Source organism: Altericroceibacterium xinjiangense (assembly GCF_003958635.1).
In the GTDB taxonomy this organism is placed as follows: domain Bacteria; phylum Pseudomonadota; class Alphaproteobacteria; order Sphingomonadales; family Sphingomonadaceae; genus Altericroceibacterium_A; species Altericroceibacterium_A xinjiangense.
The window spans coordinates 15,185-35,934 of sequence record NZ_RSEK01000015.1; the positions used below are offsets into that span (position 1 = coordinate 15,185).

The following is a 20,750-nucleotide window of genomic DNA, read 5'->3' on the forward strand; positions in this document are numbered from 1 at the left end:
GATCAAGCCAGCACCTGGATGGCCAGCGTCAAAGCGGTGAACACCCCTGCCCCCATCACAAACGGACCATAACGGCTCTTCCGTTCCTGCGGCAGTTCCTCTTTCAGCACGTTCAGCACGATACCGCCGGCGAGGAAGCCGAACAGGAACCCGATTACGACTTCCGGCAAGGTCACGAGTTTCCCGATCAGCCATCCAGCCGTCACCGCTGCGGCCAGGACCCAGCGAGCCAGACGGTTGTAAGCTTCCTTGTAGTCCTGAAGCAGGCCGAAGTCGGTCGTGACGAAATGCAGCGCGATAGCGAAAAAGTACACGAGCAAGGACCACCATCCTGCTTCCTCCCGGTGGAGCAGCAAGTAGCCGATCAGCACGTTGTACGCCCCGAAGCTGCCGACGTGAATCCACAGCAGCTCTTGTTCGACCTTATCGCTTTGGCCTTTGTGGTTGGCCCGGGCCCGCGATGTCTTTGCCAGCCGCTCAAGCCCGTAGAACCCGACCAGCCCGGCAAGGGCCAACGCATAGATCAGGACTTCCGCCATTCCGGCAGCTAGTCCCAGTTGCTCCGCAAAGGTTTCCCGATGGGAAGCGAGTTCCGGCATGACGTCCAGAAAGATGTACGCAACCGCCACGCCTGCCGCGAACGACAGCCAGCGTGTGCGCGGGATTCCTTCGAGAAACCGCAGCTTTCGGATGAAGAGGTGAATCAGGGCAAAAATCACGGCCATCGCCGCAGTGACGATCGTAAGCGTGGGATTCATGCTGTTGGCAATCGGCTGCACATGTTCGAGGCTCCCTCTTCCGTCTGACGGAAGCGCTACAACATCTCGCCAAACGCGCCCAAGCAGCTTATGCGCCACGCGATGGACACCGCCGGTCTGCGCATCGCCCTGTTCAGTGGCAACTATAACTATGTCCGCGATGGGGCGAACCAGGCGCTGAATCGCCTGGTCGAATACCTCTTGCGGCAAGGCGCCGCCGTGCGCGTCTATTCACCCAAGGTGGCCGATCCCGCGTTCGAGCCGGCCGGCGACCTCGTCGGCCTGCCGAACCTGCCGATACCGACCCGCAAGGAATACCGCGTGCCGCTTGGCCTCTCGGCGGGGATCCGACGCGACCTGGAAGAATTCGCGCCGAACGTGGTGCACCTCGCCTCGCCCGACCCATCGTCGCACCGCGCGCTCACGTGGGCCCGCAAGCACGGCGTCCCGGCGCTTGCATCGGTTCACACCCGGTTCGAAACCTACTTGCGGTACTACGGCATGGCGTTCGCCGAGCCGTGGATCGAGGCCGGCCTCCGCCGGTTCTACCGCCGCTGCGATGCCTTGGTTGCCCCATCGGAAAGCATGGCCGAGGTTCTGCGCGAGCAGGGAATGAACCGGGATATCGGCATCTGGTCGCGCGGCGTCGACCGCGACGTGTTCAACTCTGCCCGCCGCGACTCCGACTGGCGGCGCGCGCTCGGCATCGCCGATGATGAGGTCGCGATCGGGTTTCTCGGTCGGCTGGTGATGGAAAAGGGGCTGGACGTCTTTTCGGACACCATCACGGAACTTCGCCGCCGCGACGTGCGGCACACGGTGCTGGTGATTGGCGAAGGGCCTGCGCGCGGCTGGTTCGAGGAACACCTGCCCCAGGGCGCCTTTGTGGGTTTCCAGCAAGGCCCGGACCTCGGCCGCGCGGTCGCCAGCATGGACTTGCTGTTCAATCCGTCGATCACCGAGACATTCGGCAACGTGACGCTGGAGGCGATGGCCTGCGGCCTGCCGGTGGTCGCCGCCCGGGCGACAGGCAGCACGAGCCTGATCGAGGACGGGACAACCGGCACGCTGGTTGAACCGGGGAACGTGACAGGCTTCGCCGATGTCCTTGCCCGATATATCGACAGTCCGGAATTGCGCCGCGCCCATGGGCAAGCGGGGGAAAACCGCAGCCGCGACTATTCGTGGGACCGGATCAACCAGACGGTGGCCGATAGGTACGTGCGGCTGGTCGAGGCAAGAGCTCAGCGTTGAGCGGAAGTCCTGACGCCTCTGAGAAGCAATTCTCGGGGGCAATCCAGCCGAGACCCACAACAAGGCGACTTGGCCCTGCTGTCAGTCTACCCCTGCGTGCCGAGCCACGCCGGCGCCGGCGGGGTTGGCTCCTTCCGATACGGGTGCGACGGCGGAACCGTGCCTTTCCGGGGCACGGTCCGCCATCAGGCGCCCGGACTTACTTCGGCCAGGTGGGCGCGTACTGCTCAAGCACGGAACGCAGGGTGCGGGGCTTCCGGCCCGTCACGCGTTCCACCACGTCGGTGACTTTCGCGAAATACCCTTCGCGGATCGATTGTCCGAACGTCACCATGCCCTCGCTCGCCCACGGAATGGGGCCATCGGGCAAAACGTCCGACGCACGGCGCGGCACGCCCAGCGAATCGAAGTAGGCATACATCCCCTCATCATCGACAGGTTCAAGCTCGATCGGCTTGCCCGCGATCTCGGAGATCATGGCCATCGCTTCGGGGATCGAGATCAGTTCAGGACCCGTCACGTCGTAAGCCTGGTTGAGGTGGCCGTCCTGGGTCAGCACGCCGACTGCCGTTGCCACGCAATCGTCCCGGCTGACGAAACCGATCTTCCCGTCGCCGCAGTTGTCCGGCTTGCTGCCGGCCTGCAGCGCCGGGATTGCCATCGCCGTGGCAACCGCTTCGGAGTACTGGCTGTCCCGAAGATGGGTCCAGGCCGCGCCGGATTTTTCGATGACCTGCTCGGTTGCGTAGTGGTCATGCTGTTCGACCGAGGGATGCGCCGGATTCCCGCCGTCGATAATGGAGGTGTAGACGATGTGCTTCACCCCTTCCGCCACAGCCGCTTCCACCGCGTTGGTGTGCTGGCTTAGCCGAGAGCCGACGCGAGTTGTGGAGATCAGCAGCATTTTCTCGCCGCCTTCCATCGCCGCACGCAAGCTGGAAGGATCGTCGAAGTCCGCATAGCGGACGTGCGCGCCTGTCTCAGCAAGGCTCGCCAGTTTTTCAGGCGTGCGCGACAGGAATACCAGATCGTCCGCCGGAACTTTCTCCAGCAGCAGCTTTGCCGCCGCGCCGCCAAATTGCCCAGACGCACCCGTTACAATGATCTTGCCCATGTCATCTCCCATTCTCTCGGCAGATCATAACGAGTGTTACTGTAGTGGCAACCGTCAGAGGCATCGAGTTGCGTAACCCGTCTGCTGGAGCAGTGTCCGACAGAGATCGGTTCACGCTCCGGTGGAAAGGCCGCGTCGCTCGTCAGACTCGTCTGTACCTGCATCCGGCGCTCGGCTTAATAAGCTCAAGCCTAGCGCTCCGTCTAACGCTCGCCATCAACCCTGGACCTGGAGAAAAAATGACCGGATCGCTGTTCGAAGCATCGGCACGCAGGCCGCTGGCGGAAGAACTCCGACCTCAGAAGCTGTCCGATGTCGTCGGCCAGGACCACCTGCTTGCGCCCGGCGCGCCCCTTTCCCGGATGGTGGCAGGCAAGCAGCTATCCTCTTTCATTCTCTGGGGCCCTCCGGGCGTCGGCAAGACCACGATCGCACGCCTGATTGCCCAGGAAGCGGGACTTGAGTTCGTGCAACTGTCGGCGGTCCTTTCGGGAATTGCGGACCTGCGCAAGGCAATCGAATCCGCGAAGCAGCTCCGCGCATCGTCCGCGCGCCAGACGGCCGTCTTCGTGGATGAACTGCACCGCTTTAACCGCACGACGCAGGATGCCCTGCTTCCTCATGTCGAGGACGGGACGATCCTGCTGATCGGCGCCACGACCGAGAACCCCAGCTTCAGCATCGTGGCTGCGCTTCTCTCCCGAACGAAAGTCTACGTTCTCAACCGGTTCGACGCCGATTCGCTGGAGATTCTGCTCCAGCGGGCAGAAAGCCACACTGGGCGCGCCTTGCCTGTCGTGCCGGATGCACGCCACGCCCTGATCGAAATGGCCGATGGCGACGGGCGTTACCTGCTGGGACTGGCCGAGGATCTGTTCGGCTTGGAAGCGAGCGAGCCGCTGGACGTGAAAGAGCTTGCCCAGGCCGTGCAGAAGCGCGCGCCGATCTATGACCGGGCGCAGGAAGCGCATTACAACCTCCTCAGCTGCTTTCACAAAGCACTCAGGGGAAGCGACGTGGACGCCGCCTTGTACTGGGCTGCACGGATGATGACGGCCGGGGAAGATGCAGGCGTCGTGTTCCGCCGACTGGCTTGCGCGGCATCGGAAGACGTTGGGATGGCCGACCCGAACGCGCTCGTGCAGGTAATGGCCGCCTGGGAGGCATTTGAGCGGGTCGGCTGGCCGGAAGGGCGGCTTTTCATGGGCCAAGCCATCGCCTTTGTGGCGACAGCCCCGAAATCGAACGCCGCCTACATGGCGTTTGGAGCCGCTCTCGCACTGGCAAAGCAGACCGGCTCCCTTCCCCCGCCCAAGCACATCCTGAACGCGCCGACGAAGCTGATGGACGAACTCGGCTACCACAAAGGTTACGAGTACGACCACGACCATCCGGATGCGTTCTCAGGCCAGGAATTTTTCCCCACCCCGTTGAGCGGCCCAGATCGCCCGAACTTCTACAAACCGCATGAACGCGGCTTCGAACGTGAGGTCGTCCGCCGGATGGATTTCTGGAACCGGCGACGGGGGCCGCGCACTTCGAAGCGTGACTGAGTTTGCCCACTTTGCCGCGATCGACTGGTCCGGCGCGGCCGGGGAACGCCTGGCCGGCATTGCACTTGCGCTGTGCGATGCCCAAGGCGGCCCCCCGCGCCTGGTCCGTCCCGGGCACCGCTGGTCCCGGATGGAGGTGCTTGCCTGGCTGACACAGGACATGCCGACGGGTACACTGGTCGGGCTCGATCTTGGTATTTCGCTGCCCTTCGTCGATTGCGGCGCGTTCTTTCCCGGGTGGGATGCAAGCCCACCCGACGCGCGCCGCTTGTGGGCGCTGGTGGAGGAAATCTGCGCGGTCGATCCGCATCTCGGCGTCTCCAGCTTCGTGGATCACCCGCAGGCAAGCCGGTACTTTCGCCGCCACGGGGCACGGGAGGGGGACCGCTTTCACGGCGCGGGAGCGAGTCACCGCCGGGGCCGCTTCCGGGTAACGGAACAGGCGCAGGCGGCGATGGGCTGCCAACCCTACAGCAATTTCAATCTCGTCGGCGCAGCGCAAGTCGGCAAGTCGAGCCTCTCGGGAATGCGCCTGCTGCACCGATTGCCGCGACGCCTGCCGGTCTGGCCAGTCGATCTCCTGCCCGGAAGTCCGCCGCCGGGCGGAACATCCGTGGTAGTGGAAATCTACACCGCGATCGCCGCACTGGAGGCAGGCCGCCGCCCCGGACGATCAAAGATCCGCAGCCGCTCCGATCTCGATGACGCGCTGGCGGCGATCGGCAGTCCCCCGTCTGTGGGGCAGGAGCCGATCGACGATCATCAGACCGATGCCTTGCTGACGTCGGCCTGGTTGCGCCGCGCCGCTGGTCGTGCGCAGCTGTGGGCACCCCCTGCCCTCACCCCGGCTCTCGCGCAGACCGAAGGCTGGACGTTCGGTGCCCGCTGACCAGATTTCAGCGCCGAAACCGGCGCGAATCGCCGCCGCGCGTTGAAGCGTGGCAACCACGCGACAGTTCTTCCCCCCATGCGAACCCTTCTGCCGCGGCGGCGGTTCGATTCACGAACGAACCAAAAAGCAGGAGATGCAAATGGCGCACAAGGACAACGAAAGCGGCCTGGAACAAGCCGCGCACAAGGTAATGGATACTGTCGGCGGAATGATGGGCAAGGCGGGCGCGTACTTGACCGACAGCGCGGAAGGCTTCGTCACGAACGCCGCAATCAGCGACATGTATGAAATCGAAGCGGCACGCATCGCACAGCAGCGCTCGACGTCGCCTGTAGTGCTGCAAGTCGCCGAACGCATGATCCGGGACCATACCGATACCACGCTGAAGCTGCAGGATGCAGTTGCCCGCTCCGCCAAGGTCGGCCCGGAAGCGATCCCGAACGAACTCGACTCCCGACGCGCTTCGCTGGTCCGGCACCTGCTGGATTCCCCGGCGGACAGCTTCGACAAGATGTACCTCGACCAGCAAACCCTTGCGCATGAGGAAGCCGTCACCCTGGTCACCCACTACCGGGACCAAGGCGACGATCCGGTCCTCCGCGCCCACGCGGCGGAAGCCGTGCCGATCTTTGAAAGCCACCTGCAGAACATCAAGCAGATCGAAAGGTAGTCTCGGCTGGCGCCCTTCCCCATCGAGCAACAAGGCTGGATTTTTTCCCCGCCCTGTCGCATGGGGGACCGGCGCCGGCTTAGCTCAGTTGGTAGAGCACCTGATTTGTAATCAGGGGGCCACGGGTTCGAATCCTGTAGCCGGCACCATTTACCAGTTCTTCGCAGTTCGCCGTAGTGCATTGCAGACACCGGGATTCCCCGGTATCTAGGGGTTTAGAGGCTCCCACAGTTCACAGTAGATCACAGGAAGCCGATCCCTGAGGGGGGCCACTTAGGGGGCCATCCGAGAACTGCGAAGGAGCGTGGCCCCCACAATGGCCCTCACCGATACCGCAATCCGCAACGCGAAGCCGCGCGAGAAGCCCTATAAGATGGGCGATGCCGGCGGCCTGTTTCTGCTGGTCCAGCCGAGCGGCGGAAAACTCTGGCGCTTCAAGTACCGGATCGACGGCCGGGAGAAGAAGCTCGCGATCGGCACCTATCCGGACGTCAGCCTAGCGGACGCCCGCAAGCGCCGGGATGATGCCCGGGAAGCGCTTGCAGTCGGCAAGGATCCATCGCGCGAGAAGCAGAGGGAAAAGGCCCGGGCCACGACCCAGGCGGCAAACACCTTCGAACTGATCGCCCGGGAGTATTTCGACAAGCGGCGGCGCGATGGTGAACGCCCGTGGGCCGATCGCACCTTGACCAAGGCCGAATTCCTTCTTGATCAGGTGCGGGACATCTGGCCGCTCCCGATCGGCGACATTGAGCCGGCGGACGTGCTGAGCGCTGTTCGCAAGGTGGAGATGCGAGGCAACCTGGAAAGTGCCCGGCGCGCTCTACAGATGACAGGCAGCGTCATGCGCTATGCGGTCGCGACGGCTCGGCTGGGCTCCGATCCGACCCGCGACTTGCGAGGCGCGCTTACCGCTCCCCGCACGCAGCACCGGGCGGCCATCCTCAACCCCATCCAACTGGGTGCCTTGTTGCGCGCGATCGATGGTTACGATGGCCATGTGCATACACGGCTGGCTCTCGCCCTTGCCCCCCACGTGTTCGTTCGGCCGGGCGAGTTGCGGGAGGCGCAGTGGGAAGAGTTCGACTTTGACAAAGCGGTCTGGGCGATCCCGGCCGCGAAAACCAAGATGAGGAAAGCGCATCACGTTCCGCTGTCACGGCAGGCTGTCGCGATCCTGACACAGGCACGCGAGCTTACCAGCCGGGCGACGGGTTACGTCTTCCCCTCCATCCGCACCGCGGCCCGCCCGATGAGCGAGAACACGCTGAACGCGGCCCTGCGGCGGCTGGGGTACACGAAGGATGAGGCAACGGCGCATGGCTTCCGCGCCACGGCTTCCACCTTGTTGAACGAGTCCGGGAAGTGGAGCGCCGATGCGATCGAGCGCGCTCTTGCCCATGGTGACGAAGACAAAATCCGCGGCGCATATCATCGCGGCCAGCACTGGCAGGAGCGCGTCCGCATGGCTCAGTGGTGGAGCGACTATCTCGACCAGCTGCGCGACGGCGCCGAAATTGTCCCCTTTCCCGAACGGGAGGCGGGCTGACAAATTCCGCCGGGATTCGCCCGGCAGAAGCGGCCCGACCAGGTGATTGGAGCACCCGGCCGGGCCTGACCACCACAGCAAAGGAGTGCTGACATGGCTAATCCAACCAATAACGAGAGTAATCACCAGCCGCGACCTTTTCCGAGCGAATTGGCGCCCGGTCTCGACCTGTTCGCCGCCACGTGGCTTCAGCATTGGACTGAGGCAGGGGGATCGGTCCACCTCCAGGATGATGACAGGACGACCCTCGGATTCCCTATGTACAATTTCAGCCCGGCATATGTGGAGCCGCCTGCTGACTTACCCGAACAGGTTCGTTCGAGTCAGAGATCGTTTGCGGCCAACCATTACCACGGGCAAATGCGCGCGTTGCTCTCCCTGATCGAAGCTCTGCCTTACGGTAGCGACGCGCTGAACGCTCACATGCGCGCCCATGGAATGCGCTACTACTACCGCAAACAGGGGGCAGGATCGTGAACGCAACTGCCCTTGCATCAGCCGCTTCTTTGCCGGTCCTGATCGCAGCCAAAGAGGATTTCTCATTCAACGGAATGCGGATTTTCACCAGCATTCCAGACTACCACTACGACGTGGCTGCCCTTCGCGGGATGGTCATAGTTTACGATAGAGAATGCTTAAGCAGAGACCCGATCAAGGAAGGCAACTTCTACGTTGTCGAGAGCCAATATCCCGTTGGAGGCATGAGCTGGGAGATGTGGCTCGAGCTGGAGAGGGGAGACCGAACCAGCAGGGCGCAACCTAGCAGTCCGCTACGAACCCGGCGGGAAGTAGTCGAAGCAGTGCGGCGCGACGGGCGCTGGTGGCATCGCCTTCCGAGCGGCTTTCATGATGGCCCGTTTCAGGAATGGGCGGTGGCTCATCAAATGGTCGGAAAGGTTGTCGGTCTCTACAGGCCCGACTGATCCGGCACGAAGTGAATTCGGCGACATTGCGCCCGGCCGCTGGTCGGGCCACTGTTGCCGCGACGGGGATAGGTTGGCCGACCGAAAAGCGCGATTCCGACGCGCCTGCCCCGTCTCACCTTCGGAACCGCTACGGAGGCGGTATGGCATCGACCAAATGGATACCGCTTGAGGAAGCCGGCGAACTGCTACTCGCCCGCCGCCTAGAAGCTTTCTCCGGGTCTTTCGTTCTCAGCTACTCGTTCGTTTGGGACCTCATAGCCGAGCGTCTGACATCCGGCGAACTGCCCTCCCGCCCGACAAGAGGGGCGGATTTCAAGCTGGTGCTCTCCAGTGCAAAGGGTGAAGAACATATCCCGCTAAATGCCGACGGCCTAATTCCCGTCGCCTTCTGGTTTCACTACCTCGAAGCTGCACGCACACACGGCCCAATCATCACGCTCAATGATCCCTCATTCGCAGAGAGCGTCGGGAGCACATTTCGTTTCCGTCAGTGCCACGGGATCAGGGATGAAGGAGTGCTCGAGGGCGAAGCATGTGACGTCTTGGTCTTACGGGCGGCTATGCCGGGGGACTTGCCAAATCCTCGCGGGAGAATGCGCGGCCGGCAACAGTACGACGACACCGACATCGTGGAGAAGGTAATCAACGCCGTACAGAACGAAGGCCGCACCCTCGACGATGCGCTGGCTGAGTTCTCTCCGATGATGCAGGGGAGCCGTGAAGTAACCAGCAAGCGCAGAAGACTTTGCGAGCGACTGAAGGACCGCTTCGGAGAAAAATATCGGACTATTTTAACTCCCGTGACGTGAACCGCAGCACCTCCGACAACCTTCCTTGCACATCAGCAAAGGAGGTACTTACAAATGCCGGAGCCTGTGGAAAACGAAACGGCGGTCCTAAAGCCGCTGGCGTACAAACCAAACACCGTTGCAGAGATTACTGGGCTCAGCCGTAGCAGCGTCTTTAAGCTCCTTCGGGAAAAGAAGCTCGACAGCGTGACGGTGGGCCGGTCGCGCTTGATCCTCGCCCAGTCGGTTGAAAAGCTGCTTTCGAGCGAGGCGGCCTGATATGGCCCAGACATGCAACGCCCCGCCAATCGTGGGCACGGGCGGGGCGAAGCGCGATCGATTTGGCGGCCGGTCGCAGTCCTTCGATAACCTGAGCAACTGGCCGGCGCAACTCATCGCGTCGCGCTACAATCTTACACCTTCGACAGCCCAAACCGTCGCCGCAATCGCGTTTGGGGGTGCTCATGTCTGACCTGCCCGCGAACGTGGTCCGACTGCTCGGGCAACAGCAGGGGTGGATCACTGCGGAGCCGCAAGGGGCCGCCTACGCCGTGCGAATCTACTGGCGGCCGGATCTCTACGACCTCGCCCGCGATTTCGACACAGGCGGGGCGGCCCTCACCTACACGCTTCTGACAGCAGAGAAGCACGGCCTTGCCGCAGTGCTGACGTTCCGCCCGAGTGAGGAACCCGGCTGATGAATTCCGCCGAACTCTTGGCCGAATTCGACGCTTACGAACGAGCGCTCCGGCAACAGCATCTTGAGCACGTCCGCCGCCTCGGACTGCTGGAGGGAATCGCCCAGGTCGGTCAGCACCAGCCGCCCGCGGGGATGGCGCACATCCGTACCCTGCCGAACGCCTTGTGGGAGCCGGACGACGCCGGAACGGCCGCGATGATCTTGCCGGTATGCCGGTGGACTGTCTTCGATGCCTTCGGCATCGAAATCGAGACGCCCGAACTGGTCGACCTGATCGCCTTCCGCACTTCCTCGCCTGCCTCCTGGCTCTGGCGGACCGGCACCGGCTGGGCACTTGGCGAGGACCAGCTAATCTTCCCGAATGGCGATCCGCTGCTACTGGTCTCGACGCCGCTTGAATGGCTGCGCGCCGGCGGAACAGCGGTCTGCCTTTTGGACTGGTCCGCATCCTCGCCAGCATGGGCGCACCTGCTGACGTCCGGCGAACTGCTGACGGACACGCCGCACCTGGCGGCCCGCATCGATCGCGCCTTGCGCCAGTCGATCCGCCTCCCGCGGGTGGAGGTCGCTCATGCCGCTTAGCCTCGCCGATGCCGAGCGCGATGACCTGCCACCGTTCGCGCCTGCCGATGCCTATGCGGAAGGCGGTGCCCCATCACGGGAAGATAAGCGCGCAGCGAGAGAACGGCCGCTACTTCCCTTCGAATGGGCTGGCGACGTGCAGCCGGTGCTCGATGGAGTCTGGCTAATCGACGACTTCCTGCCGAAGTCTGGCGCTGGCGTGCTCTACGGTCATCCCGGATCCGGCAAAACGTTTCTGGCGCTGCACATGGCGGCGCATGTGGCCGAGGGGCGGGAATGGGCCGGGCGACATGTCGAACGCGGCATGGTTCTCTATCTTGCCGCTGAGGGACAGAGCGGGTTCCGCAACCGCCTTTCGGCCATGATCGATGAAGGGGTGCTTTCGCGCACGGCACCGTTCGCATTCGTACCCGCCCCAATCGACCTGCAGGCCCCGAAGGGCACCGATGTAGACCGGCTGATTTCCACGATCCGGCATGTAGCGGAACGAACCTGCGCACCCGCGCTGATCGTGATCGACACGCTCAGCAAGACATTCGGGGCAGGCAAGGAGAACACGGACGACATGGGGCACTACGTCGCTAACTGCGAGCGGATCGCCTCGGAGTTCAACTGCCTGGCGCTGATTGTCCACCATCGCCCCCGCAACGGAGAGGGACAATCAGAGCGCGGCCACAGTTCGCTTCGGGGCGGCATCGTCACCTCGATCCTGGTGGAAGGCGACGACATCAAGACCGCGACCACTGTGAAGCAGAAGGAGGGAGAAGAGGGCGAGCAAGTCTCATTCCGGCTCGACCCGATCACGCTCGGCACCAATGCGCGGGGGAAGGAGATCACCAGCTGCCTGGTGGAGATCGTGGAGCATGAGGCCGCACCGAAGCCGTCGGCAGCGGAGAGCAAGAAGCGGTCGCTGAAGGGGCACAACAAGATCGCCTTCGAAGCCATCGAAACGCTGATCGCGCTGCACGGAAAGGAGCCGCCGGACAGCCTTCCGCGGGAGGTTATCGACCGCTCGAAAATCTGGCGCGTAATCAACGGCGGACAAGTAGCGGACAAATTGAAATCCGAGTTTCTGAGCGTCGTGAAGGCCCAGCCGGACAAAGTTGCGGACACGGCAGAGCGCACGGCCAGACGCGCGATGACGGCGCTCAAAGCCGCAGGATTGCTGGGATCATGGGAGGAATGGGTATGGCTTGCCTGACCTTCCGGACAACTGGGGACAAATCTGCGGACAACTTTTCGGACAAGCGGAATTCTGGGGCCGGACATTCCGGACACCACCCCTTTAGGGGTGTCCGTTTGTCCGCCCATTTTGTCCGGCATCGGAGGGGGTGGAAATGAGCACCGATCGGACCTCCCTGCCTACCCATCATGCAGACACACCGCGGCGGCGCGCCAGCGGCAGCGAAAGGACCTGACCCATGGCTGAAACCATCTTCCCCGCCTTCCTCAAGCTTGAGCATCGGAAGGACAGCAGGACGCAGAGTGCGTTCCTCTCCGAAATCGACGGCGCATTGACTCCGGCCGAACGCCGGTTCCAGACGTTCTCCGCTGAGGCGCAGCGGATGATTGACCGGGCGCTTTCGACAGAGCGCAGTAAATTCGGGAGCCTCGACCTCGACGTCGCCGGCCTTCATCGCCAGGCGGCCAGCCTGGAGCAACAGGCAGTGGCCGCGCGTGAACTGGCGCTCGCGACCGAAATGGCCTCCAAGGAAGCGGGGGACTTCTCGCAGACGGCGCGCCTTCAGGTCGCAGCCATGCAGGCGACTGCCCGCGAGGCAGAGCAGGCGGCCGCGTCCGCGCGAGAGTACGCCTCAGCCCAGGCGCAGGTGCAAGCGGTGCTTGATCGCACCGTGTCGGACGTGACCGCCGTGACCGCAGCAACCCGCCGGGCCGGGATCGCGAATGACAATGCCGCAATGTCCACCGCCGCTCATCGGGCAGGACTGCAGCAGCTCGGCTATCAGCTTGGCGACGTTTCGGTCATGTACGCGATGGGCGCCCGGCCGGCGCAGATTTTCGCCTCGCAGATCGGCCAGGTGACCCAAGCCGTGCAGATGATGAGCGGCGGCACCAGCAAACTCGCCTCATTCCTCGGCGGCCCATGGGGCATCGGAATCGGCATCGGCGTGATGGCGCTCGGGCCATTGATCGGAAAGCTGTTCGAGACGGAAGACGCGCTCGGCCGTGTCGGGACCGCCGCGCAGGAGGCGATGAAGAAGGTCCAGAATGCCGTCAGCCAGGTCTCGGAATTCACCGATGCTGCTGACTTGAACGTCAAGGCGAAGATCAAGGCGATGGGCGACCTTGCCCGGGCAAACCGTGAGATTGCCGAGACGCGGGCCCAAATCGAGTCATTGGCCGGCATGCCGGGCGGCGCTGATCTTATCCAAGGTCAGACCGCTTATCTCAGCCGGATGACCGCACAGAAGCAGGCGGCAGAAAAGGCGATCAAGGAGTCCGACGCTGCGCTCGAAACCCTGCGCCTCAACACGGAAATCCGGAACAAGCAGACTGCTGCCCAAGGGCGGCTGGACCAGTTGGATGACAAACCTAGCAAACCCGTGCGCAGCCGGAAGAGCGAACTTACGGCCGAAGCCAAGGCGCTGCAGCAGGCCGCGAAGGAAGCGGACAGCTACATCGCCAGCCTGGAGCAGGAGATTGCGCGCATCGGCGCCACGCCTGGTCAAATCCGTCAGCTTGAAGTTGCCCGAGCCCGAGAGGCGGCGGCAACGGATGCGCAGCGTCAACGGATCGACGAACTGAACGCTTCGCGCGAAGAAGCGATCTCGACCCAGGCGCGCGAAGAGGCGGCAACCCAGTCGGCTGAAGCGTTGGCCGAGTTCCGCAGCCGGACAATCCAGCCACTGCGGGATGAGTATGAGCTCCTCGGCTTGGTCGGTCCGGCGCGCGAAAAGGCCGCCCTCGCTCTGCAGGAGGATGCGTTCAAAGCGGACGCCGCGGCCAAGGGCATCGAAGACGTGAACGCGGCTTGGTCTGAATACTACGACTGGCAGACGCGGATCATCGACAAAGGCAGCGTCCTCGAGCGCGAGCGGCAGGAGGCACAACTCCTGGCGCAGGATCTCGACCGGCTTGTCGGCGCTATGGGCAATCTGGGCGGCGTCGGGGGCATCCTTGGGGACGTGATGGGCTTCACAACTGGCGGTGCGGTTCCCGGCCCGCTGGGCGCCCTGCTGGGCACAGTCACCGGCACTCGCACCAACGATGAGGGCGACGTGATCGCGCGCACGCTCGGCGACGAACTGCGCGACGTCTTCGGGATCACGGGCGTCTTCGGTGAGACCATGACCCATGCCATGAAGGGCGCCGGTATTGGCTCTCTCGCGGCGGCCAGCCTCTTTGGCGAGCAGAGCGCCACAGGCCAGGCAGGAAGCGCGATCGGCGGGGCACTGGGCCAAGCTGGCGGGGAAGCGCTCACCAAGGGCCTGACCGGCTTTCTCGGCTCTGCCGGCGGTCCGATCGGTGCCATCGCGGGCGGACTGATCGGCGGTGTGCTCGGCGGCGTGCTCGGCGGGGGCAGCAAGACGGCCCGCGCCAACGTCACCGGCATGGGCAAATCCTCTGTCGCTGGGGCCGATGATGGCAACTACGGCGTAGCCAGCGGCCTCGGGAGTTCCGTGCAGGAGGCGCTGCGCAAGCTCGCTGATCAGCTGGACGCGGACATTGGCAGCTTTCAAGTCGCGATCGGCACAAGGGGCGGCGACTTCCGGGTCAACCCGAACGGTACGTCGCTGAAGATCAAGAACGGCGCCGTAAACTTCGGCGAGGATCAGGCCGCCGCCATTGCCTACGCGCTCGGGAATGCTGTCGCAGACGGTGCGATCAAAGGCCTGAAGGCTTCCGAACAGCGTCTGCTGAAGGCGAACAGCGACATCGAAGCGGCCCTTCAGGATGTGCTGGATTTCCGCAGCGTCTTTGACCGGCTCAAGGCCCTCAAGGATCCGGTGGGCTCGGCACTCGATGACCTCGATGACGAGTTCGAGCACCTGCAGGATATCTTCAAGCAGGCGGGCGCCAGCACCGCTGAATGGGCGGACCTGGAAGAACTCTACTGGTTGGAAAGAGACGCGATCATCAAGGACGCGACGGAGCGTTCGCTGGGCTCCCTGCGCGACCTGATGAGCGACCTGACCGTCGGCAACTCCGCCTTGTCCCTGCGGGACCGCAAGGACCTTGCAGAGGCGGAATACAATCCGCTGGCGGAGCGCGTCGCGGCTGGTGATGCGACGGCTTACGACGACTTCGCCGAAGCGGCGCGGACGTTGCTCGACATTGAGCGGCAGCTTTCCGGATCGCAAGGCAGTTACTTCGAACTGCTCGACGAAGTGAAGGGCCTCACCACGACCGCGCTTTCGGAAGGTACCGGCCTCGACCTCGACGGGCGGGACAGCCCGTTCGGTGATCGGCCGGCGGCGAACGACAATCGCGCCGTTGCGGACTCGGTCGACCAGCTGCGTGATGAGATCGCCAACGGAACGAACGCGCACCTCGAGGCCGTCAACCGCAACCTCGGCCGCCTGATCAATCTCGCCAGTCAGACCGGCACCGGCTGGGGGCGCCCGAGCTACGACTACGGCACGCTCGGGCGGTTCTAGCGGCCCAACTTCACCCGGAGACCACGGAAAAGCGACGCAGCACGCAAACACAAAGGAATGACCATGGACGACAAGAGACTTATGGACCTGCAACGCCGCGCCCTGGCCGGCGATCAGGAGGCCAGCCGAACGCTGGAAGCGCGAGACCTGCTTCAGCAGGCCGATGCCGCAACCGGCGCTCTGCGCGACCGTGCCGCGAAAGGCGATCGGCAGGCGATGGAAACCCTGCGCACCATTGCAGGCGGCAAAGCCCCAGCCGCTCCGGCTGGTTCCGTCAAGGCCACGACCAACACCGCAGCGATGGAGGCAGCGTTTGCCGCCCAGAATGCCACGAGCCGGGAACGTGCCCGAATGGCCGAAGTCTTCGCCTCGCCGCATTCGCGCGGCCGCGAACGGGGCTGCGTGACCCTGCTGACGGCGGACAAGGGCTGGAGCGCGGCGCGCATTGTCGCACACCTTTCGGACCTGCCGACCGATCGGGAACTTCACGCCGCATCCCCCGCGGGACGCGCGGCATCGGATGCGGTGTGGTCCAAGGTGCACGGATCCAGCAGCACCGCCTCGGAAGCGCCGAAGCCGAAAGCCGAGGCGACCGGAACCGATGCCGTTTGGAATCACGCCAACGCTGCCATCGGCCGGACCAAGGCGACCGATGAGCCCGCGAAGGGCCGGAAGGATTCCGCTAGCGTGTGGGACCGTGTCTATGGCCGGAACGGAGACAACAAGTGAACTTTGATCCTGTTACGATCGCCGAAGCCAAGGCTGCCTTCGCCGCTCTGGACTTCACCGAAGAGAACGAACAGATTGCCGAACTGGAACGCAAGATTGAGGAATGCGAGGCGGCGATCGAGGCCGGGCGAGGACGGATCAAAGCTGTTGTCGCTCAGCAGCGCGATCCCAAACCGGACGGATTTGCCGCAGCCAACGCGCTTCTGGAGGGCGTTTCCTTGCGCGAAGCCGCAGCCGTCCCGGGCACATACGACGCTCTGGAGAAAGAATATCGCGCCCTGACAGAAGGGATCAGGCATCTGTCGGATAATATCGCACATTACCGGGGACAAATCCGCCAGGTTCAGGGCGGAGCCGAGCGGCGCCTTAGCGAGGCTGCTGCCGGGCTGGTCGAAACCGTGACAAACGAGGCCCGTGTGGCGGCGGAACAGATCGAGCAGTGTTGCGCTGCGCTCCGGGCCGTCCATTACACAACCAAGGCCGGAGTGCATGAAGTGAGGGCGCTCGAAAGAGTGCGCGATGGCATGGTGCTGGACGCTCATGGGCAGGGGCTGTTGGCGCACAAGGCCAAGGTCGAGGTGCCGGAGGAAGTGGTCGATGCCCTTTCCAGCTTGGCTTACAAGGGGGGCTCCGCCCTGCAAATCCGGCTCTACAAGGAATTGCCGCAATAACAGGCTGATCAGTTCGAGCGGGCGTCCTTCCTCTTCGCCCGCTTGACGTTCCGCCAGTCTGTTCGGGGGGCTGGACGGGACAACAGGAGGCGGCAGGGTTTTGCCATAGGCCCTGCCGCCTTTCTTGTGCGCAGACATCGGCGCACTCAGGGGATCGAAGATCGCGAAGGTTTCCTCATATACGAGCTCCTAGGAGAGCGTCAGGCGAAGTTGTTGGCATGATTGCAAATCGGAACTTTTCAACGTCGCGCTCCGACCTGCTGAGCCCGGCGTCCGTGCCTCGCTCAGCCTATGCGGATGCGCTAGCGGGGCTTTGAAGCCTCCGACCATTCCCAAGACTGAGATGGTGCCTTTCGAACAGGTGGACCGCAATGCGGCTGCACTTTAGGAGCAGATGCACCATTCAACCGAGACCCTCGTTCCGGGCGGGATGCGCAGGTACCTTGACGAACTAGCTTACGTTCAAGCCCTCGCCTGTCACTGCCAAGCCGCCGAAGATCGCGCGTGGGAGCAAGCGACAGCGGCTCTGGAGAAGATCGCCGGTCTGGTTCGATGAGTTCGGCTGATCTGACCCTGAGGAAGTCCGGAAGGTTCTCGTGCAGGTCATTGCCAAGCAGGGAGAGAATGATGACCGACTCCGACAAGGTAGTGGACACCACGCTGCTGATTGTCGTGGCTGTGATTGCCGGTGCCGGGTTGCTGATAAAGGCGACATTACAGTGGCTGACGCAGAGAAGGCCGCCCCATGTTTCTGAAAAGTTTTCCCCACCCAAGGGCGTTTCCCGATTCCACATGCGGCGGGCCACGCTGTAGATAAGAAAAACCCCGCCAGTCGTGCGGACTGACGGGGTAATCAACTAAGGGCCGGCAAGCCCTCAGCCTCTTCACAAGGGTGATATGAAATTTCCAATCATCTTGGTCAAGGTTTGCCTGCCCATAGCAGTGGAAGACTTGCTATGACTGATACCCCAAGTGCCCTGGTCCGTTTAAGCCAGCGAAGGAGGCCCAAGGCCTCAGACGAGTCCGAGCAGCTTAGCCAGACGCAGGGCCGCGTCTTCGGTTTCCACCCGGGCGAGTACTGCCGTCTCGTGCCCATTCTCCTCCACCAGGAAGTAGCCGCTGGTGTCAGCGAGCGGAGGATCGAGGAACTGTGCTGCGCGATTGGTCAGCGGCTTCAGGACGATCGTCCGACCGCCCTCTCCGATGGCGCTAAGATACAGGCTGGCCACAACATTTCTCCCGGTGAAGCGCATGACTGAGCAGAAAACGCACGATCTTCGTAAGCAGCCCGGCATGTCCGCCAATCGCCTCGCGGACTATATGGCCGCATCCGAGCAGGCGAGACGGAGCATATTGCGGAGTTGTAAATACCGACCGCGGGCGCGTCTCATTCAACATGATAACGCGAAAGAATCCATAGCCTACTGGCTGTCAAGCGGAACCGAAGATGATCATTCTCTTCGCACCAGAATGGACATTTTGCGGAGCGGCTTGAACGGCTCAGATTTCGAAAACGACCTCGCCGAGCATAACGCGGACTACATCGAACGATTTCTTGCAATACGCCCGGGTCTGCCCGGTCATGTGCAAGAGGTTACAAAGGCGGAGCGAATGCTCGGACTGGATCTCGAGGGGTTCCATCTTACATTCAGCCCGAGTCTCGTCCTCAAGCGAGTCAACCGGCGAAACGTACCCAAGATGGGCGTCGCCTTCTTCCGCTATGCTAAGAACAAGCCCTTGGGTGAAGATGTAGCATGCTGGCAGGGCGCGATATCGTTCGGCTACCTCGACGCGAAACTGAAGCAGGGACTTTCTGAGACTGACCCTGAAAAGGAAATGTGCCTTGCGATCGACATGTGGTCGGGCCGATGCCATCCAGCTCCGGGCAATGCCGTTTACCGGTTCAATGAGATACGAGCGGCGTGCGCGGGAATAGTGCAGCGCTGGGATCACATCCCCCCACCTGAGGGCGCGATCTTCTGAGCATCTGTTGTGCCGTCCACAAAAGGGAGGGCGGGCTTTGGCTCGCCCTTTCATCGGGTGAGTGAACCTTAGCGGGTGGACGCACCTACGGGCAGCGATGCCCGCCCCAGTATCGCTCCCACCGCAGCGCCCATCCGCCGCGGACCATCGCGCAAGACAGGTCGCCGCCGATCGGTGACGTGCACCACGCAGCGGTGCGACTGCCAGCGCCGTTCCCTTCTGAAACGCAGGTCATCGGCGGACCCTTCACCAGCACGTGCCCGTGAGAGGATCGGCCCATCGGTTTGCCAACGGGGTGGACCAGTGCAACACGGGAAGCTCCAGCATTGGTTTTTGGGCAAGGCTGGTTGGTGCGACAGGTGCCGGCAGTCTCGCGCGCGGCGAGGTGACACTTGAAGCCCCAGACGAGTGCATTGGCCGTGGCACTATGGGTGCTGCGCGGCAGATGTTCTGATGAATGGCACACAAACTTCTGGCGCGCCGCGGGATGGAGAACAAGGTAGCCAAGTCCCGGAACCTCGCTGCGATTTACAACGGCATAGCGCTACGTCCGTTTTTGAACGTCACATCCACTCACCTTCTTCGCCCACCACTTGGGCGCATGGCCGGAACGGTGCCGGGCGCCGGGCGTCCTGCGTTCGAGAGCGCCGGCCGGCATCCTCCTCCCTACTGCAGTCCGGCGTTTATGGTCCTCATAGCCCCCGCTTCGGCGGGGGCTTTTTTCGGAAGGAGCAGTGCCCCGTTTCATCGCCTCCAAGATCCGCCGGTTGATGGAGATGCTGCTCGAACGTGAGCTGTAGGATCAGCCGCAGCGCCCGCGCATGCCATTCCGCCCGAATGCCACCTCCCGCGAGGTCAGATCGCCTCGCCGGTGATGATCAGTTCGCCCACGATCCCCATCCGGGGTCGCGTCCGTGGGAGCAGGCCGGCCACTACTGGCAGCGCGTCATGCGCCAGTATGCGGAAGCAGTTATCCGAACGCTGCGGCGGGAGCGTGTGTAGCCCCGCGATCATCCCCAACGACGCTGTCGCATGCTCCCACCACGTTCCTCTGCGGCCTGCCGGTGACGGGCGAAGGCCTGCACAAGAGGATGCTCATCCCACTCTTTCCACAGGACGAGCGATGTCGCGCGATAATGTTCGGACGATGTTTGCGTGTTCAGCCATGCCGCCGCAGCCTCACGGTCCACCTGCTAGACGGGCACCACAGCCGCGATATTCTCTACCTCGGTCATTGTAAGCATCCTCATTGCTACGAAGAGGACACGTTTCACGAGCTATTTCATATACGTAGTAACCGCGGTTCCCAGGCGAGGCGGCACCCAACCACTCCGGCTGTTGGCCACGGCTGGCAGATCACGATGGATGGCTATGCCAAGGGAATTATCCGGACGCTGCGGCGGGAGCATCCCGTCCATCGACCACTTCACATGGGGTGGATGAGCCCCCGGGGACATACCCCAGGTAAGGAAGCGCGGCTGCAAGACCCATTGCGCCGAGGATCGCCCCGAAAGCTAGGCAGGCGAACGGGAGGTAATCGCGCACTTTTGCCGTCTGCGTCATGGTGTCGGACCTTCAGTGACTGGTTGCCTCCATGGTAGATTAGGGTCGGCTAATTCCCGCTACGTGGTAACCGCACCCGAGAAATCGACGCCCGACCAGTCCGTTCCGCACTCACTCATGGTGTTCCCGTGAGCAACCTTTCGGACCTCGCGCTCACCTCTTTACCTCGGTTGGCGCGAGGTCCGTTCTTTTTGCAGCGCCGCAGCTACTTCCTCACCGCCTGGCAACTACCCGGGTGTTGAGGCGGGACTTTGGGGATCCACCATTCAGCGGGAACAGCGACCTTGGCTGAGCGTCTGCTAGGCAGAAGCGTCTGCCTCTTCTAGGCTCAGGACCCATTAAAGGGATTCCCAAAGCAGCGCAGATTTGATTCACAGGCGGCGCAAGGAGGCGCTGTGA

At 63.1% G+C, this 20,750-nt stretch carries 21 protein-coding genes and 1 tRNA gene; 18 read left to right on the forward strand and 4 right to left on the reverse strand.

The genetic code is table 11. The annotated features are described in order from the left end of the window. Window positions 1-2 precede the first annotated feature (2 nt). The gene (locus ELY13_RS12980; protein ID WP_126174347.1) at window positions 3-758 is read right to left on the reverse strand and encodes a ZIP family metal transporter; all 756 of its coding nucleotides are present in this window, start codon (window positions 756-758) and stop codon (window positions 3-5) included. A 102-nt stretch (window positions 759-860) separates the two neighbouring features. On the opposite strand from ELY13_RS12980, the gene ELY13_RS12985 reads away from it, so the two are divergent. Further along, a complete protein-coding gene (locus tag ELY13_RS12985; protein ID WP_126174348.1) occupies window positions 861-2,012 on the forward strand; it encodes a glycosyltransferase family 4 protein in 1,152 nt (383 codons plus the stop codon). 199 nt (window positions 2,013-2,211) lie between these two features. Here the strand turns inward: ELY13_RS12985 and ELY13_RS12990 are convergent, their stop codons facing one another. Then, on the reverse strand, window positions 2,212-3,126 hold the full coding sequence (locus ELY13_RS12990; protein WP_126174349.1) for an SDR family oxidoreductase: 915 nt from the start codon (window positions 3,124-3,126) through the stop codon (window positions 2,212-2,214). Between the two features lie 239 nt (window positions 3,127-3,365). On the opposite strand from ELY13_RS12990, the gene ELY13_RS12995 reads away from it, so the two are divergent. From ELY13_RS12995 to ELY13_RS13070, 16 genes are all read left to right on the forward strand, one after another. After that, on the forward strand, window positions 3,366-4,679 hold the full coding sequence (locus ELY13_RS12995) for a replication-associated recombination protein A (RefSeq protein ID WP_126174350.1): 1,314 nt from the start codon (window positions 3,366-3,368) through the stop codon (window positions 4,677-4,679). Continuing rightward, the gene (locus ELY13_RS13000; protein ID WP_126174351.1) at window positions 4,672-5,568 is read left to right on the forward strand and encodes a hypothetical protein; all 897 of its coding nucleotides are present in this window, start codon (window positions 4,672-4,674) and stop codon (window positions 5,566-5,568) included. The genes ELY13_RS12995 and ELY13_RS13000 overlap by 8 nt, the downstream gene beginning before the upstream one ends. Before the next feature lie 142 nt (window positions 5,569-5,710). Beyond that, window positions 5,711-6,241, forward strand: coding sequence for a DUF4142 domain-containing protein (locus ELY13_RS13005; protein WP_164549807.1), 531 nt, complete (start codon window positions 5,711-5,713; stop codon window positions 6,239-6,241). A gap of 73 nt (window positions 6,242-6,314) precedes the next feature. Beyond that, window positions 6,315-6,390, forward strand: a tRNA-Thr gene (locus ELY13_RS13010). Window positions 6,391-6,557: 167 nt separating this feature from the next. Beyond that, window positions 6,558-7,790 (forward strand): tyrosine-type recombinase/integrase, encoded by a 1,233-nt coding sequence (locus ELY13_RS13015; protein WP_126174353.1) that lies wholly within the window; start codon window positions 6,558-6,560, stop codon window positions 7,788-7,790. Between the two features lie 93 nt (window positions 7,791-7,883). Beyond that, on the forward strand, window positions 7,884-8,267 hold the full coding sequence (locus tag ELY13_RS13020) for a hypothetical protein (protein ID WP_126174354.1): 384 nt from the start codon (window positions 7,884-7,886) through the stop codon (window positions 8,265-8,267). Beyond that, the gene (locus ELY13_RS13025) at window positions 8,264-8,713 is read left to right on the forward strand and encodes a hypothetical protein (RefSeq protein ID WP_126174355.1); all 450 of its coding nucleotides are present in this window, start codon (window positions 8,264-8,266) and stop codon (window positions 8,711-8,713) included. The genes ELY13_RS13020 and ELY13_RS13025 overlap by 4 nt, the downstream gene beginning before the upstream one ends. A 143-nt stretch (window positions 8,714-8,856) precedes the next feature. Continuing rightward, window positions 8,857-9,525, forward strand: a complete 669-nt coding sequence (locus ELY13_RS13030) for a hypothetical protein (protein ID WP_126174356.1) — start codon at window positions 8,857-8,859, stop codon at window positions 9,523-9,525. A gap of 54 nt (window positions 9,526-9,579) precedes the next feature. Continuing rightward, window positions 9,580-9,783, forward strand: a complete 204-nt coding sequence (locus ELY13_RS13035; protein ID WP_126174357.1) for a helix-turn-helix domain-containing protein — start codon at window positions 9,580-9,582, stop codon at window positions 9,781-9,783. A 185-nt stretch (window positions 9,784-9,968) separates the two neighbouring features. Continuing rightward, window positions 9,969-10,202, forward strand: coding sequence for a hypothetical protein (locus ELY13_RS13040; RefSeq protein ID WP_126174358.1), 234 nt, complete (start codon window positions 9,969-9,971; stop codon window positions 10,200-10,202). After that, a complete protein-coding gene (locus ELY13_RS13045; protein WP_126174359.1) occupies window positions 10,202-10,786 on the forward strand; it encodes a hypothetical protein in 585 nt (194 codons plus the stop codon). The genes ELY13_RS13040 and ELY13_RS13045 overlap by 1 nt, the downstream gene beginning before the upstream one ends. Continuing rightward, window positions 10,776-11,987, forward strand: a complete 1,212-nt coding sequence (locus ELY13_RS13050) for an AAA family ATPase (RefSeq protein ID WP_126174360.1) — start codon at window positions 10,776-10,778, stop codon at window positions 11,985-11,987. The genes ELY13_RS13045 and ELY13_RS13050 overlap by 11 nt, the downstream gene beginning before the upstream one ends. Window positions 11,988-12,207: 220 nt before the next feature. Beyond that, a complete protein-coding gene (locus ELY13_RS13055) occupies window positions 12,208-15,405 on the forward strand; it encodes a hypothetical protein (RefSeq protein ID WP_126174361.1) in 3,198 nt (1,065 codons plus the stop codon). A gap of 63 nt (window positions 15,406-15,468) precedes the next feature. Further along, the gene (locus ELY13_RS13060) at window positions 15,469-16,134 is read left to right on the forward strand and encodes a hypothetical protein (RefSeq protein WP_126174362.1); all 666 of its coding nucleotides are present in this window, start codon (window positions 15,469-15,471) and stop codon (window positions 16,132-16,134) included. Further along, window positions 16,131-16,805, forward strand: a complete 675-nt coding sequence (locus ELY13_RS13065) for a hypothetical protein (protein ID WP_126174363.1) — start codon at window positions 16,131-16,133, stop codon at window positions 16,803-16,805. Before ELY13_RS13060 ends, ELY13_RS13065 begins: the two co-directional genes overlap by 4 nt. Before the next feature lie 627 nt (window positions 16,806-17,432). Beyond that, a complete protein-coding gene (locus tag ELY13_RS13070) occupies window positions 17,433-17,618 on the forward strand; it encodes a hypothetical protein (RefSeq protein WP_126174364.1) in 186 nt (61 codons plus the stop codon). 200 nt (window positions 17,619-17,818) lie between these two features. On the opposite strand, the gene ELY13_RS13075 is transcribed toward ELY13_RS13070, so the two are convergent. Next, window positions 17,819-18,034: a hypothetical protein gene (locus ELY13_RS13075; protein ID WP_126174365.1), complete on the reverse strand. Its 216-nt coding sequence runs from the start codon at window positions 18,032-18,034 to the stop codon at window positions 17,819-17,821. A 22-nt stretch (window positions 18,035-18,056) separates the two neighbouring features. Here ELY13_RS13075 and ELY13_RS13080 point away from each other — a divergent pair, with 22 nt between their 5' ends. Next, window positions 18,057-18,788 carry a hypothetical protein gene (locus ELY13_RS13080; RefSeq protein WP_126174366.1) on the forward strand — a complete coding sequence of 244 codons (732 nt, stop codon included), beginning with the start codon at window positions 18,057-18,059 and terminating at the stop codon, window positions 18,786-18,788. 1,383 nt (window positions 18,789-20,171) lie between these two features. Here the strand turns inward: ELY13_RS13080 and ELY13_RS13085 are convergent. Then, on the reverse strand, window positions 20,172-20,351 hold the full coding sequence (locus ELY13_RS13085; RefSeq protein ID WP_126174367.1) for a hypothetical protein: 180 nt from the start codon (window positions 20,349-20,351) through the stop codon (window positions 20,172-20,174). Window positions 20,352-20,750 lie beyond the last annotated feature (399 nt).